12 protein-coding genes are annotated in these 18,079 nt (G+C 60.4%); 5 read left to right on the top strand and 7 right to left on the bottom strand.

Annotated elements, in window-relative coordinates:
* Positions 1-240: 240 nt before the first annotated feature.
* Positions 241-1,524, bottom strand: coding sequence for an L-pipecolate oxidase (gene amaA, locus ACWR1S_RS25735; RefSeq protein ID WP_454565446.1), 1,284 nt, complete (start codon positions 1,522-1,524; stop codon positions 241-243).
* Between the two features lie 158 nt (positions 1,525-1,682).
* Positions 1,683-3,173, bottom strand: a complete 1,491-nt coding sequence (gene amaB, locus ACWR1S_RS25730) for an L-piperidine-6-carboxylate dehydrogenase (RefSeq protein ID WP_454565445.1) — start codon at positions 3,171-3,173, stop codon at positions 1,683-1,685.
* A gap of 163 nt (positions 3,174-3,336) precedes the next feature.
* Here amaB and ACWR1S_RS25725 point away from each other — a divergent pair, with 163 nt between their 5' ends.
* From ACWR1S_RS25725 to nadE, 3 genes are all read left to right on the top strand, one after another.
* Complete coding sequence (locus ACWR1S_RS25725) at positions 3,337-4,236, top strand: LysR family transcriptional regulator (protein ID WP_454565444.1); 900 nt, start codon at positions 3,337-3,339, stop codon at positions 4,234-4,236.
* Positions 4,237-4,452: 216 nt separating this feature from the next.
* Positions 4,453-5,673: a nicotinate phosphoribosyltransferase gene (gene pncB / locus ACWR1S_RS25720; protein ID WP_077570668.1), complete on the top strand. Its 1,221-nt coding sequence runs from the start codon at positions 4,453-4,455 to the stop codon at positions 5,671-5,673.
* Between the two features lie 4 nt (positions 5,674-5,677).
* Entirely contained in the window at positions 5,678-6,505 is an 828-nt protein-coding gene (gene nadE / locus ACWR1S_RS25715; RefSeq protein WP_212620505.1) for an ammonia-dependent NAD(+) synthetase, read from the top strand.
* Positions 6,506-6,703: 198 nt separating this feature from the next.
* On the opposite strand, the gene azu is transcribed toward nadE, so the two are convergent.
* Entirely contained in the window at positions 6,704-7,147 is a 444-nt protein-coding gene (azu, locus tag ACWR1S_RS25710; protein ID WP_008078296.1) for an azurin, read from the bottom strand.
* Between the two features lie 340 nt (positions 7,148-7,487).
* On the opposite strand from azu, the gene ACWR1S_RS25705 reads away from it, so the two are divergent.
* Both ACWR1S_RS25705 and ACWR1S_RS25700 read left to right on the top strand, forming a co-directional pair.
* Positions 7,488-8,075, top strand: a complete 588-nt coding sequence (locus ACWR1S_RS25705) for a TIGR00730 family Rossman fold protein (protein WP_116031875.1) — start codon at positions 7,488-7,490, stop codon at positions 8,073-8,075.
* A 67-nt stretch (positions 8,076-8,142) separates the two neighbouring features.
* Positions 8,143-8,331 carry a hypothetical protein gene (locus tag ACWR1S_RS25700; RefSeq protein WP_095121840.1) on the top strand — a complete coding sequence of 63 codons (189 nt, stop codon included), beginning with the start codon at positions 8,143-8,145 and terminating at the stop codon, positions 8,329-8,331.
* Between the two features lie 210 nt (positions 8,332-8,541).
* On the opposite strand, the gene ACWR1S_RS25695 is transcribed toward ACWR1S_RS25700, so the two are convergent.
* The 4 genes from ACWR1S_RS25695 to ACWR1S_RS25680 all read right to left on the bottom strand — a co-directional run bounded on the left by ACWR1S_RS25695 (position 8,542) and on the right by ACWR1S_RS25680 (position 17,990).
* Positions 8,542-9,432, bottom strand: a complete 891-nt coding sequence (locus ACWR1S_RS25695; RefSeq protein WP_454565443.1) for a transglutaminase family protein — start codon at positions 9,430-9,432, stop codon at positions 8,542-8,544.
* On the bottom strand, positions 9,432-11,918 hold the full coding sequence (locus ACWR1S_RS25690) for a circularly permuted type 2 ATP-grasp protein (RefSeq protein ID WP_454565442.1): 2,487 nt from the start codon (positions 11,916-11,918) through the stop codon (positions 9,432-9,434). Before ACWR1S_RS25690 ends, ACWR1S_RS25695 begins: the two co-directional genes overlap by 1 nt.
* 88 nt (positions 11,919-12,006) lie before the next feature.
* Positions 12,007-15,282: a transglutaminase family protein gene (locus ACWR1S_RS25685; RefSeq protein ID WP_454565441.1), complete on the bottom strand. Its 3,276-nt coding sequence runs from the start codon at positions 15,280-15,282 to the stop codon at positions 12,007-12,009.
* 395 nt (positions 15,283-15,677) lie between these two features.
* Positions 15,678-17,990, bottom strand: coding sequence for a YgiQ family radical SAM protein (locus ACWR1S_RS25680; RefSeq protein ID WP_454565440.1), 2,313 nt, complete (start codon positions 17,988-17,990; stop codon positions 15,678-15,680).
* Positions 17,991-18,079: the final 89 nt, after the last annotated feature.

Below are 18,079 nucleotides of genomic sequence, written 5' to 3'. Positions count from 1 at the left end.
TCGTTCCCATTTTCATTGGGCGTGCAACCGTCTAAACCGCGGAAGGTGAAACCATTTATTTTTTCAGGCGCAACCCGCACGCGCCATCATTGCAACCGCGGCGCCAAACGACGTGCAACCAGCCTGTAACAGCCCGCGTCACCGAACTGCACACTGCTGGTGCGGGACTGCTACAACCCGCACCATTACAGGCTAGTCGCTGCATCGAAAAGCGCCGCTTCCGGCAACATATTTCAACACTCAAATGACGATGCGCAGGCACTGGCCCGCGTGATACAGCGAGAACCCGGCCTCGTACAGGCAACTGCGCAAGCCCACGCCAGCCAGGGGCTGCATCGGTGCGAAGGGAATTGGCAGGGCTCGCGGATTGCCGTGACACAAATAGTCGGCGAAGGCTTTGCCGACTACGGTGCCAGTAGTGACGCCACGGCCGTTGTAACCGGTGACGGCCACCAGACCCGGTGCCGGTTCGAACAGGCGCATGAGGTGATCGGGCGTGAATGCGATGCGCCCGGTCCAGGTGCATTCCCACTCGACGGGTTTCAGATTGGGAAAGTAATGCTGCTGCACGCGATCAGCCCAGGCCTTGAGAAACCACGTCGGTTTCTGATTGCCGTTGCCCAGGCTGCCGAGCAATAACCGCCCTTCTTTGTCGCGGCGGATGCTGCTCAACACCTGCCGCGTATCCCACGAGCCCTGCCCGCCCGGAAGGATTTCCTGGGCGGCGTCTTCGCTTAGCGGCACCGAAGCGACCTGATAGTAATAACCGGGGAAGAAGTTGCGCTTGAGTTCGGTCCAGTCGCCTTCGGTGTAGGCGTTGGAGGCGATGACCACTTGTTCGGCCAATACTGAACCGTGCTCAGTCTGCACTGACCAGTTTGAGCCCTGACGCTCAAGCCGAGTGACCGGAGAATGATCGAACAGTTGCCCGCCGAGACCGCTTACCGCATTGGCCAGCCCGGTGACATACGCCATCGGATTGAGCGTACCGGCGCGGCGATCGAGCAAAGCCGCAGCGATCTTTTGCGTGCCGGTGGCTTGCTCGCAGGCCTTGCCGGTCAGCAGTTCGACCGGCGCGCCACGGCGTTTCCATTGCTGTTCGCGACTGCGCAGGTCCGCCTCGCCCTTGGCGTTGTGCGCCATGTGCAGGGTGCCTTCGCGGCGTAGCTGGCAATCGATGTTGTATTTACCCACAAGGCTGAAGACCAGCGCCGGTGCGGCCCCGAGCATGCGGTTGAGCTGGCTGCCAACCGCCTCGCCGAAACCGGTCTCGATCTCGTCCGGCGGGATCCACATGCCGGCATTGACCAGCCCGACGTTGCGCCCCGAACCGCCGTGACCGGCGCGATGAGCCTCCAGCACACAGACGCTTTTGCCTTTTTCCAACAGATGCAGCGCCGCCGACAAACCGGTGAACCCGGCGCCGATCACGCAGACATCAACTTTGACTTCGCCCCGGAGCGCGGTGTTATCCGGCCTGTGCGGCGTGAGTGTTTCCCACAGACATTCTTCGCGTAACGGCATTGCCAGACTCCAACAGAAACCTAACAAACACTGCAAAATGATCGTTCCCACGCTCTGCGTGGGAATGCAGCCAGGGACGCTCTGCGTCCCAGAAGCGAACGCGGAGCGTCCGGTGAAGCATTCCCACGCAGAGCGTGGGAACGATCGATCTCCACCTGTCAGTCGAAAGTGATGCCCTGCGCCAGCGGCAACTCCAGCGAGTAGTTCACGGTGTTGGTCTGGCGGCGCATATAGGCGCGCCATGCGTCGGAGCCCGATTCACGACCGCCACCGGTTTCTTTCTCGCCACCAAACGCGCCGCCAATTTCGGCACCGCTCGGGCCGATGTTGACGTTGGCGATGCCGCAGTCGCTGCCAACCGCCGACATGAACTGCTCGGCTTCACGCACATCCGTGGTGAAAATGCACGACGACAGGCCTTGAGGTACAGCGTTGTTCAGGCGCAGCGCTTCCTGGAAATCGCTGTAACCGACCACGTAGAGAATCGGCGCGAAGGTTTCGCTGCAGACCACATCGCTCTGCTCCGGCATTTCAACGATGGCCGGCGAAACGTAATAGGCGTTAGGAAACTGATCTTCGAGCTGACGCTTGCCGCCAAACACCCGACCGCCCTCGCTCAACGCCTGCTCCAGCGCGTCCCGCATGTTTTCGAAGCTGTGCTTGTCGATCAGTGGACCAACAAGATTGCCTTCCAGCGGGTTGCCGATGCGCACTTTCGAGTAGGCAGCCTTGAGGCGAGTGACGATTTCTTCCTTCACTGACTCATGGGCAATCAGACGACGCAGAGTGGTGCAGCGCTGACCAGCCGTGCCGACGGCGCTGAACAGAATCGCGCGCACCGCCATGTCGAGATCGGCGCTCGGGCCGAGGATCATCGCGTTGTTACCGCCCAGTTCCAGAATGCTGCGAGCGAAACGCGCGGCGACTTTCGGCGCCACTTCGCGCCCCATGCGCGTGCTGCCGGTAGCGCTGATCAGGGCGACACGCGGGTCATCGACCAGCGCTTCGCCCGCGTCGCGGCCACCGATGATCACTTGGCAAAGATTCGCCGGCGCATCGGTAAAATTCTTCACCACACGATCAAACAGCGCCTGGCAGGCCAACGCAGTCAGCGGGGTTTTCTCCGACGGTTTCCACACCACCGGGTTGCCGCAGACCAGCGCCAGCGTGGTGTTCCACGCCCACACCGCCACCGGGAAGTTGAACGCACTGATCACGCCGACCACGCCCAGCGGATGCCAGGTTTCGCGCATGTGGTGGCCCGGACGCTCCGAGGCGATGGTCAAACCGTACAATTGGCGGGACAGGCCGACGGCGAAATCGCAGATGTCGATCATCTCTTGCACTTCACCCAAGCCTTCCTGAGTGATCTTGCCGGCCTCCCAGGAAACCAGCTCGCCGAGATCAGCCTTGTATTCGCGCAACACTTCACCGAACTGACGCACCAGTTCGCCGCGACGCGGAGCTGGCACCTTGCGCCATTGCTCGAACGCATGATCTGCGCGACTGATGTGCTGCTCGACTTCGGCCGGACCTTCCCAGTTCACGGCAGCAATGCGGCTGCCGTCGATCGGTGAATGCACCGGCACTTTGCCGTTCTGAAAAAGGGCCGGGTTCACACCAAGACGATCAAGCAATGCGGCAACCATGGGTCACTCCTCAAGCAAAAAACTGAATGTGTGCGGACGCTTTTTCGCGACCGGGCAGGCCTTTAGTTGTAGCGTCACAATGGCGAGTCAACAAACGACCTTTACGCGAGATATCATTCCGTTTATTCATGCTGGGCATAGAAAGACAAGAAAAGGATCAGCCATGCTCAACAAACGCCACTTGCCGTCGATCACCGCCCTGCAGTGTTTCGAGGCCGTGACCCGGCACCTGAGTTTTACCCGCGCCGCCGAGGAGCTGAACCTGACCCAGAGCGCGGTCAGCAAGCAGGTCGCGCAGTTGGAAGAATTGTTACAGCACTTGTTGTTCCTCCGCGTGCGTCGGCGTTTGCAGATGACTCCGGCCGGGGATCTGTACCTGGTTGAAGTACGAAAAATCCTCACGCAGGTTGAGATGTCGACCCATTACCTGCGTTCCTACGGCGGCGAAACCGAAGTCCTGCGAGTATCGACGCCGTCGACCTTCGGCGCGCGCTGGCTGGTGCCGCGTTTGAAAGGCTGGCGATTGCGCCATCCGTCAATCCATCTGGACTTGTGCAACGAACAGGAAGCCGATGACCTGCTGCAAGGACGCAGCGACCTGGCGTTCTATTTCGGTCAGGGTTCGCGGCCCGGCACTGAATGCCTGAAGTTGTTCGGCGAAGAGCTGGTACCGGTCTGCGCGCCGGGCAGCCTGCCGGACACGCCGTTCACTGATCCGACGCAACTCACCGATCTGGTCCTGCTGCAAAATGCCTCGCGCCCGCAAGCGTGGCACGACTGGTTCGACAGTCAGGGTTACCAGACCGAACACAGCTACCACGGGCCACGTTTCGAAACCTTTTATATGTGCATTCGTGCCGCGCAGGTCGGCTGCGGTGTGGCGTTATTGCCACGGTTTCTGGTGGAAGAGGAATTGGCCGACGGCAAACTGGTCATTCCCTGGCAGCATGCGATGCCCAGCACCGACGCCTATTACCTGGCGTATCCGGAGCATGCGGCGGAAGTACCGAAGGTGCGGGATTTTGTGAAATGGATGCTCGAGCAGATCGATAGCCCAGCGTGAAGCTGCCTTCACTCCCTGTGGGAGCGAGCTTGCTCGCGAAGAGGCCGACACATTCAATATCAATGTCGGCTGAAATGACGCCTTCGCGAGCAAGCTCGCTCCCACATTGGATCTGATGCGTTGTCAAAAAATGCTGGCAATCCCCACCGCTGATATGCGCCACTAGCGCCATTGTTTGAGACCGCGCACAGGCGCGGCGCACCTGGAGACCCCGTTATGAGCGAGAGTGTGTTTGCCGATCGCATCGTGCAGAACCTGCTCGACACCGACTTCTACAAACTGACGATGATGCAGGCGGTGCTGCACAACTACCCCAACGTCGAAGTCGAATGGGAGTTCCGTTGCCGTAACAGCGAGGATCTGCGCCCGTATCTGGCCGAGATCCGTTTTCAGATCGAGCGGCTGGCCGAGCTAAGCCTGAGCGCCGATCAGCTGAGTTTCCTTGAGCGGATCAGCTTCCTCAAACCGGACTTTCTGCGCTTTCTCGGGTTGTTCCGCTTCAACTTGCGCTACGTGCACACCGGCATCGAAAACGGCGAGCTGTTCATCCGTCTGCGCGGGCCGTGGCTGCATGTAATCCTCTACGAAGTGCCATTGCTGGCCATCGTCAGCGAAGTGCGCAACCGCTATCGCTACCGCGAAACCGTGCTCGAACAGGCGCGCGAACAGCTCTATCGCAAGTTCGACTGGCTGACCGCCAATGCCTCAGCCGATGAGTTGTCGCAACTGCAAGTCGCCGATTTCGGCACCCGTCGACGCTTTTCGTATGGCGTGCAGGCTGAAGTGGTGAATGTACTCAAACACGACTTCCCCGGGCGCTTCGTCGGCACCAGCAACGTGCACCTGTCCCGTGAACTGGACATGAAACCGCTGGGCACCATGGCTCACGAATGGATCATGGCCCATCAACAACTTGGTCCACGGCTGATCGACAGCCAGATCGCCGCACTCGATTGCTGGGTTCGCGAATATCGTGGCCTGCTAGGGATCGCCCTCACCGACTGCATTACCACCGATGCCTTCCTCGGCGATTTCGATCTGTTCTTCGCCAAGCTGTTCGACGGCCTGCGCCATGACTCCGGCGATCCTGTGGTGTGGGGCGAAAAATGCATCGCGCACTATCACAGGCTTGGCATCGACCCGATGAGCAAGACGTTGGTGTTTTCCGACAGCCTGACCCTGCCCAAGTCGCTGGAGATCTTCCGCGCGCTGCACGGTCGGATCAACGTCAGCTTCGGCATCGGCACCAACCTCACCTGTGACATTCCGGGTGTCGAACCGATGAGCATCGTGCTTAAAATGACTGCCTGCAACGGCCAACCGGTGGCGAAGATCTCCGACGAGCCAGGCAAGTCCCACTGCAAAGACCCGAATTTCGTCGCCTATTTGCGACACGTGTTCCAGGTTCCTGCCGATCCTCTATCTAGCAAGGAGTGAATTCATGCAAGCCGTACAGCGTGAGATTGCTGAACAGCTCAAGGTGCAACCGCCGTTCGCCGACTACAAGGCCCTGCAGGCCGAAGTCGCCCGGCGCATTACCTTTATTCAGGATTGTCTGGTCAATTCCGGGCTCAAGACGCTGGTGCTCGGCATCAGCGGTGGCGTCGACTCGCTGACCGCAGGCCTGCTGGCCCAACGCGCGATGCGTGAGCTGCGCGACCAGACCGGCGACAACAGCTACAAATTCATCGCCGTGCGTCTGCCGTACGAAACCCAGTTCGATGAACACGACGCCCAGGCCTCGGTGGACTTCATCGCCCCGGACGAGCGCCACACCGTCAATATCGGCCCGGCGGTAAAGTCGCTGGCCAGTGAAGTGGCGGCGTTTGAAGGCAAGCACGCGGTGTCGGTGGATTTCGTGCTCGGCAACACCAAAGCGCGGATGCGCATGGTTGCTCAGTACACCATCGCCGGCGCGGCGCACGGTCTGGTGATCGGCACCGATCATGCGGCGGAAGCGGTGATGGGTTTCTTCACCAAGTTCGGTGACGGCGCCTGCGATCTGGCCCCGCTCAGCGGTCTGGTGAAGAATCAGGTGCGGGCGATTGCGCGCAGCTTTGGTGCGCCGGAGTCGCTGGTCGAGAAAGTCCCGACGGCGGATCTGGAAGACCTGTCGCCGGGCAAACCGGACGAAGCGTCCCATGGTGTGACGTATGCCGAGATCGACGCGTTCCTGCACGGTGAGCCAGTGCGCCAGGAAGCGTTCGACATCATCGTCGCGACCTACAACAAGACCCATCACAAACGCGTGATGCCGTTTGCGCCGTAAGTGCTGATGGCATGAAAAAGCCCGCTGAGGAGTGATCCTCAGCGGGCTTTTCTTTGGCCCAGACATCAGTTGATGCTGATGGCCCCTTCGCGAGCAAGCTCGCTCCCACATGGTTCGCTGTCGGACACAGCATTTGTGAACAACTGAAACCTGTGGGAGCGAGCTTGCTCGCGAAGAACGATGACGCGGTTGAACGGCTTACTTAACAGTAATCGTGCCTTTCATCATCGAGATGTGGCCAGGGAACGAGCAGAAGAAGCCGTAGCCACCATCAGCAATCTTGGCCACGTCAAAGGTCAGCGAATCAGTCTCCTTGGCGCCGATGATTTTGGTGTGGGCGATGATGCGCGCGTCACCTTCTGGCAGGTAGTTCTTGTCGATACCGGCGGCCAGGCCTGCGGTAGCGATTGGCTGCATGTCAGCTTCTTTGCTGATCACCAGGTTATGGCCCATCACGTTCTTCGGCAGGCTGCCGGAGTGGGTCAGTTCGACGGTGAAGGTCTTGCAGCTCTTGTCGATCACGATTTCCTTGGTGTTGAAGGACATCTGATCGGTGGAGTCAACGGTGGTTTTGCACTCGGCAGCCATCAATTGGCTGCTGGCCAGCGCCAGCAGGGATACCGCAACAACTTTGGAAAACATGGTGAATCTCCAAGGCAGGGTTAACAAAGACACGAATGGTGGAAAGACTGCCTGAAATCTTCGCAAGTTCCTATGACTTGAGTCAAAAATTGTATACAACTTTCAGGCTATGACACTCATCGACACAATCTAACGGCCAGAATTCCCGGCCGGCCCTATGATCGGCGCATCTACTGAGACGGAGTGCCTGTCATGTTCTTTAACGGTCTGTTGTGCAGTTTGCTCGCCGCTTACGCCTGTGGCGCCAGCGGTACCTTTGAATCGCCGGAACGCGAAGTTTAGGCCTTGGATCACGGCGTGCCAGCCATTACCCTGTGACGGATTGACCCAGGAGGAAGGCATGTCTCTGAAATCTGTATGTGTATTTTGCGGTGCCAATGCTGGCACTGATCCGGCTTACACCGAAGCCGCCATTGCCCTTGGCCGGGCCTTGGCTGAACGCAAGTTGACCCTGGTCTACGGCGGTGGTGCTGTGGGCTTGATGGGCATCGTTGCCGACGCTGCGCTGGCCGCTGGCGGCGAAGTGATCGGCATCATCCCGCAAAGCCTGATGGACAAGGAAATCGGCCACAAGAGCCTGACGCGCCTGGAAGTGGTCGACGGTATGCACGCGCGCAAGGCGCGCATGGCTGAGCTGAGCGATGCGTTCATCGCCCTGCCCGGCGGTCTCGGCACGCTGGAAGAGCTGTTCGAAGTCTGGACCTGGGGCCAGCTCGGCTACCACGGCAAACCGTTGGGCCTGCTCGAAGTGAACGGTTTCTACAGCAAACTTACCGCTTTTCTTGACCATATCGTCGGCGAAGGCTTCGTTCGCGCGCCACACCGTGACATGCTGCAAGTGAGCGAATCGCCGCAAACACTGCTCGATGCTCTGGATAACTGGAAGCCGACCGTCACGCCCAAATGGGTCGAGCAAAAACCCGGCTAACCGCAAGGCACCGATACAGGGCAGAATACGCGCCGCTCAACCTCACCTTCGACCAAGAGGAACGCCCATGGCCAAACCCAATTACTCCTTCGCCAAACGTCAACGAGACCTGGCAAAGGAACAGAAGAAAGAGGAAAAGCTTCAGCGCAAGAAACAAACCGCTGAAGAAGCAGCACTGAACCCTGAGGGTGAAGTGGCAACGGAAGATGATGTTGATGCAACTGAAACACCGAAAGATCAGGCGCCCGACGCCTGAGCCCCACCGGGTTTGATGATCGAATCAGACCCTGCGGATTTGTGACGGGGCTGGCGGTTTCACCGCCGGCCCTCACAGCCCTTCCCCTCCCAAGTGCACCCAATTCCCATGTGGGAGCGAGCCCGCTCGCGAAAGCGGTGTATCAATCACATATAAGTTGACTGACCTGACGCCTTCGCGAGCAGGCTCACTCCTACAGTTTGATCTGCGTTAATCCAGCGGCATCACGGTGACGCGCACTTCCGGGTCGTGATTGCCGCCGCCAAGGATCACCCCGCGCAACGGCGAAACATCTGAGAAGTCCCGCCCCCACGCCAGCGTGATGTGTTCCAGCGCCGGCCGCACATTGTTGGTCGGATCAAAATCCACCCAGCCCAGCACCGGGCAAAACACCGACACCCAGGCATGCGAAGCATCAGCACCGATCAAGCGTGGTTGTCCCGGTGGCGGCTGCGTCAGTAGGTAACCACTGATATATCGCGCCGCCAGCCCTCGCGAACGCACGCAGGCCAACAGCAAGTGCGCGAAGTCCTGACAAACCCCGCGTCGCCGCTCCAGCACTTCCACCAAGGGCGTCGCCACTTGGGTCGCCTCGGCGTCGAAGGTGAATTCGCTGAAGATCTTCTGCACCAAGTCCTGCACGCCCAACAGCAACGGGCGACCCGCCGGGAAACAGCTCTGCGAGAACTCGACAAAGCTGCGTTTCAAATGCACGTAGGGTGACTGGAACCGGTAACGGCAGGCTTCGAGCAACTCGGCGGACACTGGCTGACTGCTGTAGGTCAGCGCATCGCGGGTCTGCTCCCAGGCGGGCGACTGATTGAAATCCAGCGTCGGCCGCGCCAGCACTTCAACGGTGAGTTGTGCATTGACCTGCAATTCGTCATGCGGCCGCTCAAAGGCCAGTCGGGTCAACGGATTGCCGAACACATCCAGTTCATCGCGCCGCGCTGTCGGGTCCGGACTGATGAGCAATTGCTGTTCGGTACAGCGCTGCCAGGCACATTCACGCGGCCACAAGTGGGCCAGTTGCTGCGCCAGGGACACCGGGCTGTCGTAGTGGTAACAGGTGTCGTGGAAGATCTGGTATCGAGCACTCATCAGACGGACACCGTGCGTTGGCTAACGTCATCGACATGGGCGAAATGGCGCAGGGCCAGACGATCCGAGACCTGGCCACTGGCGTCGGCAATGTCCTGCAGAAGATCGGCAAGGCCAGTGAGCGCGGCGCGGACGCTGGACTCCCCGAACAATGGATTCTCCAGGCAACCCAGATCAAAACGTGCAAGACGCTCGACCAACTGCGGCAACCCCGCTTCCCGTGGGACACCGAAATCGTCATTCAAGCGCTTTAACGTGCGGGTCACCAGTTTCAACTGGAACAACACCGCGTGCGGGTTCTGCTCGTCGAGCAGCAACAGGTCGAGCACTGGAATCAATTGCGCCACGGCCAGATAACGTGAGCGATAGGTGATGCTGCTGTTGCCCAGTTCCAGCAACCATTCCAGTCCCGCTTGATCGAACGCCCCGGCACCACGCAGAAAAGCCGCGAGGCTGCTGCTGAGAAATTGCAGACGTTCGATACGCCGGCCAATCATCAGAAAGCGCCAGCCTTCGTCGCGGGTCATGTCGTCGAGGGCAAATCCAGACAGCGCCGCCAGCGACATCACCAGCCGGTTGAGAAAATCCAGCAGTTCGCCGAAGTCAGGTTCGTCGGTGTCCAGCTCCATCGCTTCGCGTTGCAACTCGACCAACGCCTGCCAGTTCTCCCGCGAGAGCTTGCCGCGCACCTGTGAAGCCGCCCACTGCAAGCGTTGCAGGTTGGAGCGCAGACTGAATGACCAGTCCTCACCGAGCAGTGCCGCCAACAGTCGCTCCGGCAGTTCACCTTCGTCCGGCAGCAGCGTCAGCCGCTCACCGAGGTCGACCGCCGCCTGCAACGCTTGCGGGTCATCACCATCGACATACCGCGCGAGCATGATCCGCAGCAGCCGCGCGCTGTCATCACAGCGCTCGCAGTAACGGCCGAACCAGAACAGGTTTTCCACCACCCGTGAGGGCAGATACGGATCGCGCCGGACGAGATCATGCACACCGACGTTGCGTTGAGTCTTCCACTGTTCGCCACTGGGCGGGCGATCACCGAGCACCCAAGTGTCCTTGCTGGCGCCACCGCGCTGCATCGACACCACTTCGGCATCGGCATCGGCCGCCACCCGGGTCAGGCCACCGGGAAGCACGCGATAACCCTCACCACTGGCTACCGCGTACATGCGCATGCCGATTGCGCGGGGTTGCAGTTGGCCGTTTTCTGCCTGCCAGATCGGCGCCTGGGACAGCTGAGCCAATTCTTGCGCCACATAGGCATAAGGCCGTGCCTGCATGCGCTCGGCAAGCTCCTGACGCTGCTTTTCACCCAGATCACGGCCGAACACGGGCGCGAACGTTTGTGAAGGAAACGCCGGTTTGATCAACAATTCCGGCAGTTTTTCCAGCGCCTGCGCCAAAACCGGTGCCTCGCCGCACCACCACGTTGCGATGGACGGCAGTATCAATTCTTCGCCGAACAGGTATTGATTGATCTTCGGCAGAAACCCGAGCAATCCCGGCGATTCCAGCACACCGCTGCCCAGTGCGTTAGCGACCAGTACGCGGCCCTGACGCACCGCTTCGAGCAGCCCGGGCACGCCAAGTGCCGAGTCCGTGCGCAGTTCCAGCGGATCACAAAAATCATCGTCGAGGCGGCGCATGATCGCGTGTACCCGACGCAGGCCACTGAGAGTTTTCAGATAGACCGTGGCGTCGCGCACCGTCAGGTCACCGCCTTCGACCAGCGGGTAACCGAGCTGGCGCGCCAGATACAAATGTTCAAAATAGCTTTCGTTGAAACGCCCCGGCGTGAGCAGCACCACCAGCGGTGCGCCATCGTCACACGGCGCCTGTCGCGTAAGGGTTTCCTGCAATGTGCGGAAGAACCCGGCCAGATGTTGCACCTTCAGATCGCGATACAACTCGGGAAAGGCACGAGACACAATGGTGCGGTTTTCCAGGGCATAACCGGCGCCCGAGGGTGCTTGTGTGCGATCCGCCGTAACCCACCAGCGCCCGTCCGGGGTGCGCGCCAGATCCACAGCGTAAAGATGCAGAAATGCGTCCTCCGGCGGTGCGATGTGCTGACACGGCCAAAGAAAATTGTTGTGACCAAAGACCAGTTCTGCCGGCAGCAAGCCTTCGCGGATCAGCCGCTGCGGCCCGTACAAATCAGCCAACACCGCATTGAGCAGTCGCGCACGCTGAGCGATCCCGGCCGACAACTGCTGCCATTCATCTGCGGCAATCACATGGGGCAGCAGATCCAGTTCCCACGGCCGGTCCGCGCCTTTCGGGTCGGCATAGACGTTATAGGTAACGCCGTTTTCCTGAATCTGCCGCGCCAGCAAGGCCTGACGCTGCACCAGTTGTGCCGGCGTGCTGCGCTGCAACTGATCGAACAGCCGTCGCCAGTGCGGGCGCACCGCGCCACTGCCGTCGAGCAGTTCGTGATAAGTGCCCGCCGTGAGCGGGTAGCGGTCTAGCAGGTCAGGCATGGAAAGCTCGGCAGACAGCAGGGAACGGTCAGACTAACGCAGGCAGATGACGCGCGGATATACGAAAAATCCGCGTGTCGCGTAGGCCTTAGAAACGTCGCAAATCGATTGTCATCGGTAGCTCGTCACTGATTTCCACATTCGGTACAGGAAGTTTTCCCGGCGTGTGTCCGACGCGGAAAAACCGCGCCATCCGCCGGCTCTCGGCTTCGTTGGCATTGACCGGCAATGTCTCGTAATTGCGTCCCCCCGGATGGGCGACGTGGTACTGACAACCGCCCAGCGACCGGCCCATCCAGGTATCGAGCAAGTCAAACACCAACGGCGCGTGCACGGGTATTGTCGGTTGCAGACAGTTGGCGGGTTGCCACGCGCGATAACGCACACCGGCAACGAACTCGCCTACCCGCCCGGTCGGATGCAACGGCACGGCGATGCCATTACAGGTCAGCAGATAACGCTGCGGCGGCAAGCCTTTGAGCTTGACCTGCAGGCGCTCCAGCGATGAATCAACGTAACGCACCGTGCCGCCCGCCGTGCCCTCCTCGCCCAACACATGCCAAGGCTCCAGCGCCTGCCGCAGCTCCAGTTCGATGCCGTTGACCGCATAATCGCCGACCTTGGGAAAACGAAATTCCAGATGCGCGGCGAACCATTCCGCGCGCAGCGGATAACCGGCGCTGTTGAGTTCGACGATGACGTCGGCGAAGTCCTGTTCGATAAAGTGCGGCAGCAGGAAACGGTCGTGCAGCTCAGTGCCCCAGCGCGCCAGTTTCGGCGGCGCATAAGGTTCCCGCCAAAACCGCGCAACCAGTGCTCGCAACAGCAACTGCTGGGCCAGACTCATGCGCGCATGGGGCGGCATTTCAAAGGCGCGCAACTCCAGCAAACCAAGACGTCCGGTGGCGCCGTCCGGTGAGTAGAGTTTGTCGATGCAGAATTCGGCACGGTGCGTGTTGCCGGTGACGTCAATCAGCAAGTTACGCAGCAGTCGATCGACCAGCCATGGCGCGCACTCCTCGCCCGGCTCCGGCATCTGCGCGAAAGCGATTTCCAGTTCGTACAGCGCGTCATTGCGCGCCTCGTCGACACGTGGCGCCTGGGACGTCGGGCCAATGAACAACCCGGAGAACAGATACGACAGTGACGGATGGTTGTGCCAGTAACTGATCAGGCTGCGCAACAGATCCGGGCGACGCAGAAACGGTGAATCCGCCGGCGTCGCGCCACCGAGGACGAAATGATTACCGCCGCCGGTACCCGTGTGGCGACCATCGATCATGAATTTCTCGGTGGTCAGACGCGTCTGGCGCGCCTCTTCATACAGAAACTCGGTGCGCTCGACCAGTTCGTCCCATGTCGCCGAGGGTTGCACGTTGACCTCGATCACACCCGGATCGGGAGTGATGCGGAAATTGTTCAAGCGCTGATCACTGGGCGGCTCGTAGCCTTCCAGCAGCACCGGGCAACGCAACTCTTCGGCGGTGGCTTCGATGGCCGCCACCAGTTCCAGATAATCCTCGACCCGCTCCAGCGGCGGCATGAACAGGTACAAACGCCCCTCGCGCGCCTCGGCGCAAAATGCGGTGCGGGTCAGCCAATCAGCAGACTCATCGATCTTCGGCACGCGCTCGTCGGGCGTCGCCGCCTCGCCCGGACTATTGAGCTGCGCTGCTTGCGGCAGCTCGGGGAAATCCTGATTCGGATCCTGTGGATGAATAAACGGATACTCGGCGGCCTTCACCCAGGGTTGCGACCCCAGTGGCAGACGATAGCCCAGCGGTGAATCCCCCGGGACCAAGCGGCAATGCTCATCACGCAGATACCAGCGCCCGCTCTGCCATTGATCGCCCTTGGCGGTACGCGCCAGCGGCAGCACCTGACCGATCACCTTGTTCAGGCCCTGACTGAAGACTTTGCGCAGCCGGGCGCGCTCCAGCGGCTCCTCCAGACGCGAATCTTCGGCACTGACGTTGCTCGGCAATGTGCCCTCGCGCCAGAGGTAATAGAAATGGTCCTCGTAGGCCGGGAAGACAAAACGTGTGGGCAACTTCAGGCGTTCGGCAACACTGGCCAGAAAGCGTCCGGCGAGTTCGCCATTGGCGCCATAGTCCTGCTGCTCGTCAGCGATCAGCGCGTTGTTGTGCCAGATCGGCACGCCGTCGCGGCGCCAGTAGCAATTGAGCGACCAGCGCGGCAATTGCTCGCCGGGATACCATTTGCCCTGACCAAAATGCACCAGGCCCTGCGGGGCGTAATGTTTGCGCATTCTTTGGAACAGTTCGGCGGAGAGTTGGCGCTTGGCCTCCCCCAGTGCGGCAGTATTCCACTCGGCGCCATCCGGGTCGTCAATCGATACAAAGGTCGGCTCGCCACCCATGGTCAGGCGCACGTCGTCCGCCAGCAGGTCGGCATCGATCTGCCGCCCCAGCGCCTGAATCGCCAGCCACTGGTCATCGGTGTAGGGCTTGGTGACGCGCGGCGCCTCCCAGATCCGTTCGACCGACATTTCGTGGCTGAACTCACATTCGCAGGGTTCGACCAAGCCGCTGATCGGCGCCGCCGAGGACGGATCGGGACTGCAGGCCAACGGGATATGCCCCTCACCGGCGAACAGCCCGGACGTCGCATCCAGACCGATCCAGCCGGCGCCCGGCAGATACACCTCGCACCAGGCGTGCAGATCGGTGAAATCCACTTCGGTGCCGGACGGGCCGTCGAGACTTTTCACGTCGGCGGTCAGTTGAATCAGATAGCCGGAAACAAACCGCGCCGCCAAGCCGAGGTTGCGCAGCAATTGCACCAGCAGCCACGCCGAATCCCGGCAGGAACCAGAGGCGTGTTCGAGGGTGTGCTCCGGGGTCTGCACGCCCGGCTCCATGCGGATCAGGTAACCGATGTCTTCGCTCAAGCGCTGGTTGAGCGCGACCAGGAAGTCCACCGCCGGCAACGGCGTGCGATCAATGGCGTCCAGATAGGCTTTGAATGTCGGCGTCAGCGGCAGGGTTTCGAGGTACGGCGCCAGTTCCTTGCGCTCATCGGCGGCGTAGGCGAAAGGGATTTTCTCGGCGTAGGGTTCGAGGAAGAAGTCGAACGGATTGAACACCGCCATCTCGGCGAGCAGATCGACTTCGATGCGCAGCTCATTGGTTTTCTCGGGGAACACCAATCTGGCAAGGTAGTTGCCCTGCGGATCCTGCTGCCAGTTGATGAAATGCTGCTCGGGCGAGACTTTCAGCGCATACGACAGAATCCGCGTGCGGCTGTGGGCGGCCGGGCGCAGGCGAACGATCTGCGGGCCGAGTTCGACAGCGCGGTCGTAGCGGTAATGCGTGACGTGATGCAATGCGACATGAATCGACACGGCGTGCCTCCTGCGAGCCTAAGCGTATTCGAAAGCGCGCAAGACTTATGCCATGCAGAGGCTTGGGCGCTTTCCCGGAATGCTTAGGGCAGTACAGCACCAAAATCGGGCGATGCGGGGAAATGGTTTGGGCTGATTGCACGTAAATGTTGCGAAGAGCCTCCCTCACCCTAGCCCTCTCCCGGAGGGAGAGGGGACTGATCGAGGTGGATGTTCAAGATACGCCGACTTGAAAGTCTTGAGTCGAACTCAGGTTTGAAAAGCATGGAGATCTGCTCCCTTCCCCCTCGCCCCCATTGGGGGAGAGGGCTGGGGTGAGGGGGATGGATCTTGCAGACGACAAAAATCCATCCCCCGAAAATGCAAAACGCCAACCCGAAGGTTGGCGTTTTTCTTTAGCGCGGTACGACCGGCTTGCGGGTCGGTTTCGGCCCTTTGCCTTTCGCGGCGTCTTTACGCTCTTTCGCCGCCTGCTGGTTACGGGCAAACGCCGCGGCCTTGGCCTGCTCACGCTTGTCCCAAGGATTACCGCCATCACTGGCACGCGGGGGCAAACCGGTGTGCTGAGTGAGAATCTTGGTGGTCTTCTCTTTGCCTTCCTTCGCCACTTTATGGCTGCCGGCTGGCGTCGAGTTCTTGCGACGGGCGCTCTGGTAGCTGTCGGTGGCCGGCTGATGCGTCGGGATCAACTGATCCTTGCCCGAACCGATCAAATCAGCGCGTCCCATGCGAATCAGCGCTTCACGCAGCATCGGCCAGCCTTTCGGGTCGTGATAACGCAAGAACGCCTTGTGCAGACGACGCTGCTCCTCGCTCTTGACGATGGTCACGCCGTCGCTCTTGTAGGTAACCTTGCGCAGCGGGTTCTTGCCCGAGTGGTACATCGCGGTGGCGGTGGCCATCGGCGACGGGTAGAACGCTTGCACCTGGTCGGCGCGGAAGCCATTGCCCTTGAGCCACAGCGCGAGGTTCATCATGTCTTCGTCGGTGGTGCCCGGGTGGGCGGCGATGAAGTACGGAATCAGGTACTGCTCTTTGCCCGCTTCCTTGGTGTACTTCTCGAACATGCGCTTGAACTTGTCATAGCTGCCGATGCCCGGTTTCATCATCTGGTTGAGCGGACCTTCCTCGGTGTGTTCCGGGGCGATCTTCAGGTAACCACCGACGTGGTGGGTCACCAGCTCTTTGACGTACTCCGGCGACTCGACCGCGAGGTCGTAACGCAGACCGGAAGCAATCAGAATCTTCTTCACACCCGGCAACGCACGGGCGCTACGGTACAGCTGAATCAGCGACGAGTGGTCGGTGTTCAGGTTCGGGCAGATGCCCGGGAACACGCAGGATGGCTTGCGGCACGCGGATTCGATTTCCGGCGTTTTGCAGGCGATGCGGTACATGTTCGCGGTCGGGCCGCCGAGGTCGGAAATGACGCCGGTGAAGCCTGGCACCTTGTCGCGGATCTCTTCGATTTCGCGAATGATCGACTCTTCGGAACGGTTCTGGATGATCCGGCCTTCGTGCTCGGTGATCGAGCAGAAGGTGCAGCCGCCGAAGCAGCCACGCATGATGTTCACCGAAAAACGGATCATGTCGTAGGCCGGGATCTTCTCCTTGCCGTACGCCGGGTGCGGAACACGCGCGTACGGCATGCCGAACACGTAGTCCATTTCTTCGGTGGTCATCGGAATCGGCGGCGGGTTGAACCAGACGTCGACTTCGCCATGCTTCTGCACCAGCGCACGGGCGTTGCCCGGGTTGGTTTCCAAGTGCAGCACGCGGTTGGCGTGGGCATACAGAACGGCGTCGCCACGCACCTTTTCAACCGACGGCAAACGAATCACGGTCTTGTCGCGGGTCATGCGCGGGCTGGCCAGGATCTGTACGACCTTGGCTTCCTGCGGATCGTCGACCGGGCCTTTTTCCTGCTCGATGGCGCAGGCCTGGGTGTCCTGGGTGTTCACGTACGGGTTGATGATCTTGTCGACCTTGCCCGGACGATCGATGCGCGTCGAATCGACTTCGTACCAGTCTTTCGGCGTATCGCGACGGATGAACGCGGTGCCGCGCACGTCGGTGATGTCTTCGATCTTGTGCCCGTAGGACAGACGCTGAGCGACTTCGACAATCGCGCGCTCGGCGTTGCCGTACAGCAAAATGTCAGCGCTGGCGTCGATCAGGATCGAGTTACGCACGCGATCCTGCCAATAGTCGTAGTGGGCGATGCGGCGCAGGGAAGCTTCGATGCCGCCAAGGACGATCGGCACGTGCTTGTAGGCTTCCTTGCAGCGCTGGCTGTAAACCAGGCTTGCGCGGTCCGGACGCTTGCCGGCCATACCGCCTGGCGTGTAAGCGTCATCGGAACGGATTTTCTTGTCCGCGGTGTAGCGGTTGATCATCGAGTCCATGTTGCCCGCCGCAACCCCGAAGAACAGGTTCGGCTCGCCGAGCTTCATGAAGTCGTCTTTGGACTGCCAGTTCGGCTGCGCAATGATCCCGACGCGAAAGCCCTGAGACTCCAGCAGCCGGCCAATGATCGCCATGCCGAACGACGGGTGATCGACGTAGGCATCTCCGGTAACAATGATGATGTCACAGGAATCCCAGCCAAGCTGATCCATCTCCTCCCTGCTCATCGGCAGGAATGGCGCTGGCCCGAAACATTCGGCCCAATATTTTGGATAGTCAAATAACGGCTTGGCTGCTTGCATGTCGACGACCGGTGTTGAAGTGAAAAATCGCGGGCGCGGAATATAGCACAAATTTTGACCAATTCCGACGGTAATGGTCGGTTTCTCCG

The sequence above is a fragment of the Pseudomonas sp. AIG genome (assembly GCF_977020205.1).
Note: the sequence above shows the minus strand (reverse complement) of the source record. Positions and strands in the feature narration are given on the sequence as shown.